The 12,534-nt window shown below is 45.7% G+C and carries 14 protein-coding genes; 3 read left to right on the top strand and 11 right to left on the bottom strand.

What is annotated here, in order from left to right; all coding sequences use genetic code 11:
* Positions 1–375: 375 nt before the first annotated feature.
* From flgL to flgB, 11 genes are all read right to left on the bottom strand, one after another.
* Positions 376–1,344 (bottom strand): flagellar hook-associated protein FlgL, encoded by a 969-nt coding sequence (flgL, locus tag BM329_RS01260; protein WP_092547726.1) that lies wholly within the window; start codon positions 1,342–1,344, stop codon positions 376–378.
* Positions 1,345–1,380: 36 nt separating this feature from the next.
* Positions 1,381–3,021, bottom strand: coding sequence for a flagellar hook-associated protein FlgK (gene flgK / locus BM329_RS01255; RefSeq protein ID WP_092547723.1), 1,641 nt, complete (start codon positions 3,019–3,021; stop codon positions 1,381–1,383).
* Positions 3,022–3,296: 275 nt separating this feature from the next.
* Positions 3,297–4,262: a flagellar assembly peptidoglycan hydrolase FlgJ gene (gene flgJ / locus BM329_RS01250; protein WP_092547720.1), complete on the bottom strand. Its 966-nt coding sequence runs from the start codon at positions 4,260–4,262 to the stop codon at positions 3,297–3,299.
* Positions 4,262–5,380, bottom strand: coding sequence for a flagellar basal body P-ring protein FlgI (locus tag BM329_RS01245; RefSeq protein ID WP_092547717.1), 1,119 nt, complete (start codon positions 5,378–5,380; stop codon positions 4,262–4,264). The genes flgJ and BM329_RS01245 overlap by 1 nt, the downstream gene beginning before the upstream one ends.
* A gap of 15 nt (positions 5,381–5,395) precedes the next feature.
* Positions 5,396–6,199 carry a flagellar basal body L-ring protein FlgH gene (locus BM329_RS01240; RefSeq protein WP_092547712.1) on the bottom strand — a complete coding sequence of 268 codons (804 nt, stop codon included), beginning with the start codon at positions 6,197–6,199 and terminating at the stop codon, positions 5,396–5,398.
* 67 nt (positions 6,200–6,266) lie between these two features.
* Positions 6,267–7,049, bottom strand: coding sequence for a flagellar basal-body rod protein FlgG (gene flgG / locus BM329_RS01235; RefSeq protein WP_092547709.1), 783 nt, complete (start codon positions 7,047–7,049; stop codon positions 6,267–6,269).
* A 22-nt stretch (positions 7,050–7,071) separates the two neighbouring features.
* Positions 7,072–7,827, bottom strand: coding sequence for a flagellar basal body rod protein FlgF (locus tag BM329_RS01230; RefSeq protein WP_092547707.1), 756 nt, complete (start codon positions 7,825–7,827; stop codon positions 7,072–7,074).
* A gap of 84 nt (positions 7,828–7,911) precedes the next feature.
* Positions 7,912–9,108, bottom strand: coding sequence for a flagellar hook protein FlgE (gene flgE / locus BM329_RS01225; protein WP_092547704.1), 1,197 nt, complete (start codon positions 9,106–9,108; stop codon positions 7,912–7,914).
* Between the two features lie 16 nt (positions 9,109–9,124).
* On the bottom strand, positions 9,125–9,820 hold the full coding sequence (locus tag BM329_RS01220) for a flagellar hook assembly protein FlgD (RefSeq protein ID WP_092547702.1): 696 nt from the start codon (positions 9,818–9,820) through the stop codon (positions 9,125–9,127).
* Between the two features lie 13 nt (positions 9,821–9,833).
* Positions 9,834–10,238, bottom strand: coding sequence for a flagellar basal body rod protein FlgC (gene flgC, locus BM329_RS01215; RefSeq protein ID WP_092547700.1), 405 nt, complete (start codon positions 10,236–10,238; stop codon positions 9,834–9,836).
* Positions 10,239–10,242: 4 nt separating this feature from the next.
* Entirely contained in the window at positions 10,243–10,659 is a 417-nt protein-coding gene (gene flgB, locus BM329_RS01210) for a flagellar basal body rod protein FlgB (RefSeq protein WP_092547698.1), read from the bottom strand.
* A 207-nt stretch (positions 10,660–10,866) separates the two neighbouring features.
* Between flgB and flgA the strand changes: the two genes are divergently transcribed.
* The 3 genes from flgA (at position 10,867) to BM329_RS01195 (ending at position 12,428) form a co-directional block, all read left to right on the top strand.
* On the top strand, positions 10,867–11,538 hold the full coding sequence (gene flgA, locus BM329_RS01205) for a flagellar basal body P-ring formation chaperone FlgA (protein ID WP_092547695.1): 672 nt from the start codon (positions 10,867–10,869) through the stop codon (positions 11,536–11,538).
* 122 nt (positions 11,539–11,660) lie between these two features.
* A complete protein-coding gene (flgM, locus tag BM329_RS01200) occupies positions 11,661–11,960 on the top strand; it encodes a flagellar biosynthesis anti-sigma factor FlgM (protein WP_092547692.1) in 300 nt (99 codons plus the stop codon).
* 27 nt (positions 11,961–11,987) lie between these two features.
* Complete coding sequence (locus BM329_RS01195) at positions 11,988–12,428, top strand: flagella synthesis protein FlgN (protein ID WP_092547690.1); 441 nt, start codon at positions 11,988–11,990, stop codon at positions 12,426–12,428.
* Positions 12,429–12,534: the final 106 nt, after the last annotated feature.

Here is a 12,534-nt window from a genome sequence, read left to right as displayed (position 1 = left end):
AAAGATATATTAAATATAGACAACATCATAAACACTATCAGGCATTTAAATTTTATTATCCCATTTTAATTAACTATATTTGTCTTAAATTAATAAGAAAAAGCGAAAATATTTTTATATAAAAAATTTTAAGATATATCTTCTTTTTAATTTATTAATATTTATTTTAGTGATATAAGATTTATTTTAGTGATATTAGTATGAGAGTTATTTTTATTACCTGAATTGTGGGTTCAAATTATTAATATACCCAATGGATTTCAAGATGCAGCCAACAAAGCTGCAACTTGAAAGACGACGGGTATAGAAAATGATATCAAAGAGATGTCAAGGTACAGCTAACAAATCTGTACCCTGAAACAGGGAAGGTTTTGATCAGCGATACATCTCAAACAGAGACATGCCTTTTAAATCAGTAAACGCTTTGAAAGAAGCCTGCAATGCAGCCTGTTGCTGGTAGTATTCAGAAATAGTCGCAGCCCAATCAACGTCAACCAGCTCTCCTGAACGTACTTTGTTAGCGATACTACGTTCACTGCCCAGAGAATCCAGTTGTTCCAGTTCCTGAAGCTGTAAACCAAGAACCGCTTCTACAGAAGAGAAGTTGTTCAAGTTATTGCGAATACCACGGTTAGCCTTATTCATCAGCTCCGTCGCGTCACTCTTCTGTTTTTCAGTCGCGCTACTGTATGGCGTTTTTAGTGCCTTGATTGCCATATCAATGGAAGCGAAAACATCAGATTCACTATTGGTTTTGCCATCAGGTTCTTTGATCGGATTATCCGGCTGAGATAAAAACGTTTTTCTGCCAGTATGAGCGATGGTCATCGAACGATTATCATCTACTTTCTGGGTGATTTTTTCATCACCGCCCACATAACTCACCTTTCCACTCTTCTCATCTAATTCGAAAGGGGGTTTGTCAGTCTTATATCCGGCAAAAATATAACGGCCATTACCATCGGTTTTATTGCCCAGATTCAGCAATTCTTGTTTAAAACCTTCCAGTTGCTGTGCATAAGATGCCCGATCCTGATCGCTCTGCTCATCCGCCGCTGCCACTAATGTCTCAAAAACATTGGTCGTGACTTTCACCATATTTGAGGTAATGCTTAATTGCGTTGACATGGCATTTTTGGCGAAAATACGAGCCGTTGCGAACTGTTGGTTTTTCGATTCAGACTGCGAAACCATAATGTTCTGCGAAGCAGCCAGAGGATCATCTGACGGATTAATCACCCGGCGACCACTGGAAAGTTGCTCACCCGATTTCATCCACTTAGATTGGGCACCAAAGATCCCATTCATTTTTTGAGTGTATAATTGATTCGTACTTACACGCACAATATCACTTCCTTTTTATCTTCAACCGAGCGGTGATTAACGCATGCCCAAAATAGCGTCAAACAGTGTTGTTGCCGTCTGAATAACACGGGCATTTGCCAGATAATACTGCTGCAAACGTTGCAATTCGCCGTATTCTTCGTCCATGTTGACACCAGAAATTGATTGGCGGGTTGAATCGAGTTTATCTACGATATGCCCCTGAGCGTCAAAACCGACTTTCGTTTTGTTCGCATCGCTGCCTACTTTACTCACCAACGAAGCATAGGCACCAGCAAAAGAAGATTTGCCATCAACCAAACGCTTATCCTGCAATTCAAGGAATTTCTGTGCATTACGGTTATCGCTCGGGCCACTATCTTTGGCACCGGCTGTCGCCAATTGAGAGGAATCTTTCAGATTCATTTCCAACGTTGCTACAACATTGCTGACCGTTTTCAACGTGTAAGTGTCGTTAGCTCCTGCTTTAGAGGCATCAATTTTGACTTTCAGACCGTCGAATTCCAGCGTATCTCCTGTTGGTTTCACAGGGAGTATAACGTTGTCAGAAACACGCTGAACTTCCCAATCTGTACCATCAAATTTCAGTTTATAGTCATCGGCCTTAACTTTAGAAGTATCGGCATATTCCACTGTGATCTCAGCCGATCCTTTATTATTGCTGTTAGAGGTAATTTCAGGTTTGGTAAAATTAAAGAAATCAACGCCATTATCACCGTTCAGGTCAAAACCGCTATGCTGTACCTGATTAAACTGATCTGCCATTACCAGTGCCAGCTGATTCAGTTTATTACGGGTTTCATCCCCAACTTCCCGGCGGGCTTGCAATGCTCCGCCTAATGCCCCCTGAGAAACAAAACGTTCATCAATTTCCCGGATACCGGATGTGCCATTGTTGTAGCCCAATGTGATACGAGCACTGTCAGTGCTGGATGGGATCGCTTCCAGTTGATAGGACTTATTGCCAGACACCAGTGTCATGCCACCGCCGAATGAGACGTTATAGACGCCACCATCCTGCTGAATCACATTCACTTCAACCAATTGGTTTAATCGGTTAACAGTTTCATCACGCTTGTCCAGCAAAGCCAGTGGTTCGCCATTGCCCACGCCGCGCATACGCGTGATTTCATCGTTCAGCCTGGCAATTTCTTCCGCATATTTATTGATTTCCTGAACATTTTGTTCAATTTGGGAATTGATACTGTTATCAATTTGACGCAGGTATTCATCAGCTTCTTTGAAACGACTGATCAAACCTTCCGCTTTACCCAGCACCGTCGTTCTGGCAGCGCTGTCTTCCGCATTGCTTTCAACCGTTCCCAGACTTTTAAAGAAATCTTCAATAGAATTGGACAAACTGGTGTCCTTATCAGCTAACAAATCATTGATTTTCGTAATCTGCTGATCATAGCTTTTTAATGCAGCATATTTGGTTTGTGCAGCATTATGTTGCTCAGTGATAAATTCACTGTATTCGCGATTGATTCCGGTGACAACCACACCGTTGCCCACAAAACCCACCGACGACATGGTTCCATTATTTTGCGTCATTACGGTAGTCTGTCGGTTATAGTCCGCGCTTTTCGAGTTGGCAATGTTATTACCCACTACACCCATTGCCACCTGTGCGGCATTAATACCACTCATGGCAGTATTCATAAGACTGTTGGACATGTTGTGTAGATCCTTTTACGTTTTTCTTTAAACCTCCATCTATACTTGGGTATATGGGAGGCCATTCACTGATACAGTTATCGGCAAATCACCCTGTTCCTTGAGTAAAAATGCGCTCTGTTTCGATCGCTATACACAATGGATTTCAAGTTGCATCGCGACGGCAAGAGAGCAAATCCCCGGGAACATAGATAACTATGTGACCGGGGTGAGCGAGCGCAGCCAACAAAGAGGCAGTTTGAAAGACGAAGTGTATATCACTTAAAGTGAAATCCTTAAAAGAGGCTATCGAAATCATAGGAGTAGGCTTTCGCCATTTGATTGCCGGTATTTTTTAACTGCTGGATCAGTGACACGAGTTTTTTGGCATAACCAGGGTCGGTGGTGTATCCGGTATCCTGCAAGGAGTATGCGCCCTGCTCAGCCGTTGTTGATTGTGCGACTTTGGCGTAACGGGGGTTTTCTGTCAGTAGTTTGACATAATCCGTTATTGCTTCCACATAAGAGCCATATACGCGGAAGCTGTCCTGCATTTTCTTCGGTTCGTCATCAATATATTCTGTCGTCATAATATTGGTGACAGCTCCCTTCCAATGCTTACCGGCTTTGATACCAAACAGGTTATGACTCGGTTTGCCTTCTGCGGTGAGTATTTCCCGTTGTCCCCAACCCGATTCCAGCGCAGCCTGTGCAATGATCAGTAAATGTGGAATACCACTTTGTTGGCTTGCCAATTGCGCAGGCAAGGAGAGCATGGAAACAAAGTTGGCACTGTTCATTGGCAGTGGCTTCGACTGAACTGTACCTTTGGAGAAAGCAGAAGACGTGTTTTCAGGCATAGCCCGGCGCATAAACTGTTCCAGAGCCTGTTTCGGTAATGTGGGCAAAATATCATTATCTAATGGCATCGGTGTGGTTCCGGCCAGTTCACTGGGAATATTATTCACATTGGAAAACTGTTTGACGATCATATCAGCGAACCCCAGTCCTTTCCGGGAAAGGTCTTGGGCAACTTGCTGATCGTATATCGAAGTGTAAAAACGTGTCTGCTCACTGCTTAATATGCCATCCTGCGGCAATGAGGAACGCATACTCTTCAGCATCATCTGGACAAAAACACCTTCCAGTTGTTGGGCTACTTGCTGTAGCCCTTGTTCGGGTTCCTGTGACAGTTTTGCTTTCAGTGAATGCAGTGAATTAACATCGTAAGCAGCGTTGGACATCGTCAGAAAATCATTCATCAGATAATCTCCAATTTCGCACGCAGACAACCTGCGCTCCCCATTGCCTGCAAAACCGACATGAGATCCGTTGGCGTTGCTCCCAACGCATTCAATGCACGCACTACCTGAGCCAGATTCGGGCTGGCACTGACTTGCTGCAATGCACCACTCTGCTCTTGGATACCAATATTCGTATTGCGAGTTACAACGGTATTACCTCCCGCCAATGGGGCATTAGGCTGATTAACCACAGTCTGACGTTCAACCGTCACTGACAGGCTGCCATGAGCAATGGCACAACTATCCAGTGTCACATTACGGTTCATGACGACCGAACCGGTACGGGAGTTAAAAATCACTTTGGCATCACCGGCATCGACGCGGATATTCAGGTTCTGCACTTGAGACAAAAATTTAACCTGCTCACTGTTTTCAATCGGTAAACGCAACTGCACAGTGCGGGAATCCAGCGGGGTTGCCGTTCCTGTTCCCTTCAAACGGTTGACTGCATCACTGATTTGTTGAGCCAGACTAAAATTATCATCATTCAGTTGCAGGTTCAGCGTATCTTTCTGACCAAATTGCGTCGGCAATTCACGCTCAATCACCGCACCATTGGAAATACGCCCACCTGCAAGCTGATTAATCTTGATGCTGTTACCACTGGCACTCGCACCTGCACCACCCACAAGGATATTTCCCTGAGCCAGCGCGTAGACCTGATTATCCACGCCTTTCAGAGGTGTCATCAGCAATGTGCCACCACGCAGGCTCTTGGCATTACCCAATGAAGAAACCACAACGTCAATGTTTTGCCCTGAACGTGCAAAAGGTGGCAGCCTGGCTGTCACCATGACGGCCGCGACATTTTTAAGCTGCATATTCGTACCGGATGGCACGGTAATTCCCAGCTGTGACAACATATTGCTCAAACTTTGGGTCGTAAAAGGTGTCTGCATGGTCTGGTCACCCGTGCCATCCAGCCCAACCACCAGACCATAACCAATCAGCGCGTTATCCCTGACACCTTCAATGGTCGTCAAATCACGAATACGTTCTGCAAAAGCGCTGGCAGACGCAAACGTGTTAAACAGCACCAATAAAAATGTAAAAAGGCTGGCGACTAATTTTCTCATCCTGACCATCCTCTTTTAAAACGGTGAGATATTCATAAAGAAACGTTGCAACCAGCCCATATGCTGCGCTTCGTTGATATAACCGTCACCAACATACTCAATGCGGGCATCTGCAACCTGGTTGGAGCTCACCGTATTATTACCGGTGATAGTGCGTGGGTTCACGACACCAGAGAAACGAATGAATTCCGTTCCCTGATTGATGGCGATCTGTTTTTCTCCCACTACTTGCAAGTTGCCGTTTGCCAGCAATTTATCCACCGTGACAGTGATCGTCCCTTTGAATGTATTGTTGGCATTCGCCCCGCCTTTGCCGCCAAATTCGTTATTGCCTTCCATGCCTAAATCAGTTTTATCACTGCCTATCAATCCCTGTAAGAAACGGGGAGTCAAAGCAGCCGCAAAACCGGTTTTTCCACTCCGGCTGGCGTTGGCTGAAGAATTTTTGCTCGCACTGACGTTTTCTTGCAGGATAATGGTCAGCGTATCGCCGATATTGCGTGGACGGCGGTCTTCAAACAGCGGTTGATAACCGTAATAGACCGGTTGGACAACCTGGAAAACAGAACCATTTGGCACTGGAGCCGATGTTTCGGCGGGTTTTGCAGTTGTCTTCCCTTTCACCAGCGGTTTGTGCGGTATATAAGCACATCCCCCTAATGTCAGTACTGACAATGTGAGAACCGCTATAGATATGCTGATACGCCGCTTATCTCTCCGGTTTTGCCGTAAACCGGCAGAGTCATAAGCTATATGGTTGTTAGCATGGTTTCCGGCATGTCTTCCGGCATGGCTCTCGGCAACTGGCATTGTATCCATCTTTTATGCTCTTAAGTTTATCGCAGAAATAGTGAGAGAAGCTGCTCTCCCACTATTCATGATCGGATTATAACTGAGTCAGTTTTTGCAGCATCTGATCAGATGTTGATACCGCTTTGCTGTTGATTTCATAGGCTCTCTGAACCTGAATCATATTGACCAGCTCTTCCGCCACATTGACATTAGATGTTTCAACATAGTTTTGATAAAGCAATCCAGCGCCATTGATACCCGGTGCATTTTCCACCGGAACACCGGAACTGTTGGTTTCCAGATACAGGTTCTCGCCGATACTTTCCAGACCGCTTTCATTAATGAACGTGGTCAGTGTTAATTGCCCGACCTGCTGAGGCGCGTTTTGCCCCTGCACGTTCACGCTGACAATCCCGTCACGGGCAATGCTCATTTTGGTGGCATTGTCTGGAATGATGATCGCAGGCACGACCTGAAAACCGCCTGCTGTCACCAGCTGACCATTCTGATCCATCTGAAATGAACCATCGCGGGTGTAGCCCGTTGTGCCGTCAGGCATCTGGATCTGGAAGAAGCCCTGCCCCTTGATTGCCACATCCTTGGTGTTGTTGGTCTGTGCCAGATTACCTTGACTGTGCAGACGCTCAGTCGCCACCGGACGCGCGCCCGTACCAATCTGCAAACCCGATGGCAGGTTGGTCTGTTCAGAAGACATCGCTCCCGGTTGGCGTTCAGTTTGATAGAGCAAATCTTCAAACACCGCGCGCTGACGTTTAAAACCGCTAGTGCTGACGTTTGCCAGATTGTTGGCAATGACATCCATATTGGTTTGCTGAGCATCCAGCCCAGTCTTGGCAATCCATAAAGATCGGATCATGAATTTATCCCCTGTTACCGATTCAGCTCATGGACAGAATTTGGTTGGCCCGCTGAGCATTTTCATCGGAACTGTGTATGACTTTCATCTGCATCTCAAAGCGACGCGCGTTGGCGATCATGTTCACCATGCTCTCTACCGGATTGACATTGCTGCCTTCCAGTACACCCGGCATGATTTCCACTTCCGTGCTGGCCGCCAGTTCGTTGCCTGCCTGCTCCTGCGCCTGTGGTGTCAGATGGAACAAACCATCATCGCCCCGTACTACTTGGCTGGCTTCCGGTTTGACGATTTTCAGTTTGCCAATCTGACCCAACAAAGTTGGCGGATCGCTGGCAATCAGCGCGGAGATAGCGCCATCAGCCGCAATGGTCAGTTCAGCCTGTGGCGGAACATCAATCGGCCCGTTTTCGCCCATTAACATGCGCCCCTGCACCATCAGTTGCCCGTCGGGTGAAATCTGGATGCCGCCGTTGCGGGTATAGGCTTCCGTTCCATCTTCAAGCTGAACAGCCAAGAAACCGCCTTGTCCGACCGCCACATCCAACGGACGGGAGGTATAATTCATTGGTCCCTGACGGCTATCGATGCCGGGAGTCGAGGCAACGGTGAGAGTACGTGTCGGCAGGGTTTCGCCTTCAATCGGTACAGCGCGTAGCGCAGCAAGCTGGGCCTTGAAGCCCGGGGTTGATGCATTGGCCAGATTGTTGGCAGTAACAGCCTGATGTTCCAGCGTTTGTCGCGCTGCGCCCATAGCGGTATAAATAACGTGGTCCATAAAACTATCTCCAAAAAAACCTATCCCCAAAAAAACCTATCTCCAAAAAAACCTATCTCCAAAAAAGCTATCCGCCGGAGTCTATTAACGCATGCTGACCAGTGTTTGCAGAATCTGGTCCTGCGTTTTGATGGTCTGGGCGTTGGATTGATAGTCACGCTGGGCGACGATCATATTGACCAGCTCTTGGCTCATGTCCACGTTAGAAGCTTCCAGTGCACCGCTGTACAACTTACCGAAATTGTCTGAACCTGCGAGACCTATAACCGGGCTACCAGACGCACCGGATTCTGTCCAAATGTTATCACCTTGGGCAACCAAGCCTTCAGGATTAGAGAAGTTTGCCAGTACAACCTGACCCAGGGCCAGTGTCTCAGTGTTAGAGTAAATGCCGTAAATTTTGCCGTCATTATCGACACGGTAATTGGTGAAATGACCAGTCGTATAACCATCTTGTTTTGGCGGAGAGATAGAGTTTTGAGCAATATTCTGCTGCTTGCTACCATTGAGTTCAATCTTGATTTCCGCGGCGGCTGAGCCATTTAAAGCGGGTACATTAAATTTAAATGGTGGAATATTTTTCATTTGACCACTGGTAGTGAATTCTAATTCACCCAATTTCTGAGGTGTAGCACCCACAACAGACCTATCCAGCGCATGAGCTGTCCATTTGTTATTGTCTGTTTTAACCAAAAATACATTGATATCATGCTGATTCCCCAGACTATCAAATACCTGAAGCGGAGCACTAAAGTTAAATGTGTCTTTCTTATCCGGATCAAATGCTGCGGTGATAGCTGCCTCCATTGAATTCAGATTAGCTTTCAGTTTGATTTCCGTCGTTGCTTTTGCATCCAACATATCGGTTGGAATAGAAATCGGCCCGACTGATCCACCCTGCTGAATTTCACCGTTCACTGCCGGATAACCTGTCAGCTTCATACCCTGCATATTGATCAGATTACGATCTGCATCCATCTGGAACTGGCCGTTACGGGAATAGGAGATATTGCCGTTGGAATCCTGCATGCGGAAAAAACCACCTTGTGTGATAGCTATGTCCAACTGGCGGTTAGTTGTAGTCGTTGAGCCATCTTTAAAGTTCTTAACCAGACCAGCAACCTTAACACCCAGACCCACATCTGAGCCGCTGAAAACGTCCGCAAAAGCAGCAGAGCTGGATTTAAAACCAAATGTCGCTGAGTTTGCAATGTTATTACCGATAACGTCCAGGTTACTCGCTGCGGCATTCAAGCCACTGACCGCTTGTGAAAAAGACATATGTCCCTCCGTTTAATTAAAGAATCTGACGAACTTTATCTATGGTTACCGTACCCGCCAGCCCTAAATCTAATTTAGTGCCATCCTCACCCCGCATAACACCGTTTACCACGGCATGAGTCAGCGGAAGTGTCACTATCGCTTGATTCTGATAGCTTGCGGAAACAGTAAAGCTATAGGCTCCGTTTTCCACTTCCTTGCCATCTGCGTTTTTGCCATTCCACTCGAAACTATGGACTCCGGCATTAAACTGACCGAAGTCCATTTCCCGCACTACCGCACCACTCTTATCTTTGATGGTTATTTTCACTTCATCGGCAGGTCGGGTCAGTTCAAAGCCAAACCGCGTTATGCTGATACCTTTTTCTTCGTTGAAGCCGACTAAAATCTTATCGCCGGGCACCATAACACCTCGCTTAATCAGCAACGTCGTTTGCATTGCCTGATTTTCGCCCATCTGTCCGACAACGGCTCCCAGTGTTTTATTGAGTTTTTCTACGCCCTGAACGGTGCTTATCTGTGCAAGCTGAGAGGTCAGCTCACTATTTTGCATTGGATTGGTTGGATCTTGGTTCTTGAGCTGTGCGACTAATATATTCAAAAAATTATCTTTGATCTCGCCGCTGCTTTGGGGCTTTGTTTTGATCGCGGAAGCGAGCTCACCTACTGTGGAGTTATCCAACGAATCATTAATTGAAGTGGTTATTCCCATAATGGAATTCCTGTTACTGACCCAGAGTCAGCGTTTTCAGCATGATGGACTTAGTGGTGTTAAGCACTTCAACGTTCGCCTGATAATTGCGGGAAGCGGAGATGGTATTGACCATTTCACCGACCACATCCACATTTGGCATGCGTACATAACCTTTTTCATTAGCCAGCGGGTTACCCGGCTGATACTCAAGGCGGAAAGGCGTGGGATCATCCACCACTTCGCTGACACGAACACCGCCTATCTCCTGCCCCGCTGGTGCAGCGACGCGGAAGACGACTTGTTTGGCGCGATAAGGCTCACCATCCGGCCCGACAACGCTATCGGCATTCGCCATATTGCTGGCGCTGACGTTCAGTCGCTGGGACTGAGCGGAAAGCGCAGAGCCGGCAATATCAAAAATACTGAGTAGAGACATCCCATTATCCTTGTGACTGTAGAACTGACATCATGCTTTTGATCTGCGCATTCGTCATAGTAAGTTCGGCCTGATATTTCAGGCTGTTATCTGCGAAATTGCTGCGTTCCATATCCATGTCAACGGTATTTCCATCCATAGCCGTCTGATATGGCACCCGATACAGCAGATCCATCTCCAGACGTTTTTGAGGCTGAACGGGAATATGTCGATCGGAAGTCAGAGTCAGCCCAATTCCATTCCCCGTTGCATGACCATGTGCCATGACCTTTTTCAGTTGAGCAGCAAAATTAATATCACGCGCCTGATAGCCAGGGGTATCCGCATTAGCAATGTTGGCAGACAAAACTTCCTGTCGCTGGTTGCGCAGAGCCAGCGCTTCTTGTCGAAATTGAAAGGCGGCATCTAATTTATCGAGCATATTCCTCCTTCGGTTTTGTTCGTGAAATCTGATGGGTTTAAGCAGCTAACAGAATAAACGCAGAAGAAAAAGGTGATTCGAAGAATAGAAACAAATTGAATTGCTATTTATCCCATTAACGAATAATCAATCGCGTTACACTATTAATATCCAATAGGTGCTGAATATTTTTGAAATCATGGTTCGCAATGAGATTGAGGTGAAGAGATGCCGGCATTAAAATTTATCGGGTTCCTTGCCATTTTTTTTAATCTATTTTTTGGCAGTTCTTTGGCTTGGGGAAATAATTTACCGCAATCGATAAATGACTATTTCAGGCAGATCCATCACACAGCAGGCCAAAAAGTCTCAGTGGAAATTAAAACGCCTGAACAACAATGGCCAGTCTGTGAATCTCCAGAAATACAACCATTACTTGGCAACAAAAATTGGGGCAGTATCTCCATTCCCGTGACTTGTGGTCAGCAGCGCCGTTTTATTCAGGTCTACGTCAACGTTATCGGCCCATATTTGGTTTCCAGGCGAACCATTAACCGCAATACCGTACTGACAGAGAAAGACTTTCAAGTCAAAACAGGCTCCCTGGATAAATTGCCAAACGATATAATCCGTAACAAAAAGGCCATACAAAATGGTATTGCTATCCGCAGCATACCTGCCGGACAATCCATCACACGCAATATGATCCGGCATCCCTGGGCAATCAAAGCCGGACAAAATGTGGTCGTTACCGTAGATGGGCACCATTTTCAGGTGCGTTATGAAGGAAAAGCGATTAACAACGCCGCGAGTTTTGATAATATTCGCGTCCGCCTGAACTCCGGACAGGTTATTACTGGTGAAGCTCAAGAAAATGGCAGTGTAAAAATGATGTTATAAATGGCTGAAGTTTTACTTTTTCGAGCCGATATAACCAACAGACTATGATTTACATGCATGCCAGCGGTATATCGCCTGCTACCTAAGACAAATAAATAATGCCTGATTAAAGGATTACGATTATGAGTATTGAACGCACTCAACCTCTACTGGCTATGGCGGCTTTACAGCAACGCAATGCCAATAAAGGTACTCAGAGCACTCACAGAACTGTGGCTGTCGCAGAAAAAAGCGCCGATACACAAGTCAAGCTGAGCGAAGCGCAGAAAAAGCTCGTTCAGCCAGGCGGTCAGGATATTAATATCCAGAAAGTACAACAATTGAAAGAAGCTATTGCGAAGGGAACACTGGCAATGGACAGCGGTAAAATTGCCGATGCTCTGTTCAGCGAATCCCTTGAAAATATGGAATATGATAAATAAACCATCAAAATCATAAAGAGCCATATAATGGAAAAACTTCAACTTTTGCTTGAACAGCAAAGTGCGCACCTGAACTCGCTTTCGCAAACGATGGCTGAAGAACAACGCATATTGAGCGACGGTTTTATTGAAGCGAATCATTTACATCGTGTGACGGAACAAAAAATGTTTTTACTTTCGGCACTTGATCACGCAGAACGAAAGCGCCAGTACTTAAATAAAACGCTGGGAATAAAGCCACCTTACACCAATCATGAAAGACTGGCTGTATTATGGGAACAAATTAACCAGACGATTGAACATATCCGTAATTTAAATGCGCATAATGGTTTTCTGCTGAATCAGCATGTGGAGTTGAACAGTAAAGCGATTACTTTTCTGAAAAGTCACCACAGCCCTTCTCTTTATGGTGCAGATGGTCAGGCCCGACGTAATTCAGCGCTATCGGGTCACAAGATTTGCGTTTAATTTTTATCATATTGCTTTAAGCAATAATTTCTACAGACCTCTTGGTTTATCCGTAATAATAAGAGGTCTGTTTTAGCAGCTGTTTATTTTAGATGTATATTCGGAT

The organism is Xenorhabdus koppenhoeferi (genome assembly GCF_900116635.1).
In the GTDB taxonomy this organism is placed as follows: Bacteria; Pseudomonadota; Gammaproteobacteria; order Enterobacterales; family Enterobacteriaceae; genus Xenorhabdus; species Xenorhabdus koppenhoeferi.
The sequence above is the reverse complement of the archived record's forward strand: the minus strand, read 5'-3'. Positions and strand labels throughout refer to the sequence as shown.

What these genes read in the sequence shown, in the direction of transcription:
- flgE (WP_092547704.1), bottom strand. Translation starts at nt 9,108, where the DNA reads ATGTCTTTTTCACAAGCGGTCAGTGGCTTGAATGCCGCAGCGAGTAAC.
- flgA (WP_092547695.1), top strand. Translation starts at nt 10,867, where the DNA reads ATGCCGGCATTAAAATTTATCGGGTTCCTTGCCATTTTTTTTAATCTA.
- flgJ (WP_092547720.1), bottom strand. Translation starts at nt 4,262, where the DNA reads ATGAATGATTTTCTGACGATGTCCAACGCTGCTTACGATGTTAATTCA.
- flgB (WP_092547698.1), bottom strand. Translation starts at nt 10,659, where the DNA reads ATGCTCGATAAATTAGATGCCGCCTTTCAATTTCGACAAGAAGCGCTG.
- BM329_RS01220 (WP_092547702.1), bottom strand. Translation starts at nt 9,820, where the DNA reads ATGGGAATAACCACTTCAATTAATGATTCGTTGGATAACTCCACAGTA.
- BM329_RS01245 (WP_092547717.1), bottom strand. Translation starts at nt 5,380, where the DNA reads ATGAGAAAATTAGTCGCCAGCCTTTTTACATTTTTATTGGTGCTGTTT.
- flgK (WP_092547723.1), bottom strand. Translation starts at nt 3,021, where the DNA reads ATGTCCAACAGTCTTATGAATACTGCCATGAGTGGTATTAATGCCGCA.
- BM329_RS01240 (WP_092547712.1), bottom strand. Translation starts at nt 6,199, where the DNA reads ATGGATACAATGCCAGTTGCCGAGAGCCATGCCGGAAGACATGCCGGA.
- flgG (WP_092547709.1), bottom strand. Translation starts at nt 7,049, where the DNA reads ATGATCCGATCTTTATGGATTGCCAAGACTGGGCTGGATGCTCAGCAA.
- BM329_RS01195 (WP_092547690.1), top strand. Translation starts at nt 11,988, where the DNA reads ATGGAAAAACTTCAACTTTTGCTTGAACAGCAAAGTGCGCACCTGAAC.
- BM329_RS01230 (WP_092547707.1), bottom strand. Translation starts at nt 7,827, where the DNA reads ATGGACCACGTTATTTATACCGCTATGGGCGCAGCGCGACAAACGCTG.
- flgM (WP_092547692.1), top strand. Translation starts at nt 11,661, where the DNA reads ATGAGTATTGAACGCACTCAACCTCTACTGGCTATGGCGGCTTTACAG.
- flgC (WP_092547700.1), bottom strand. Translation starts at nt 10,238, where the DNA reads ATGTCTCTACTCAGTATTTTTGATATTGCCGGCTCTGCGCTTTCCGCT.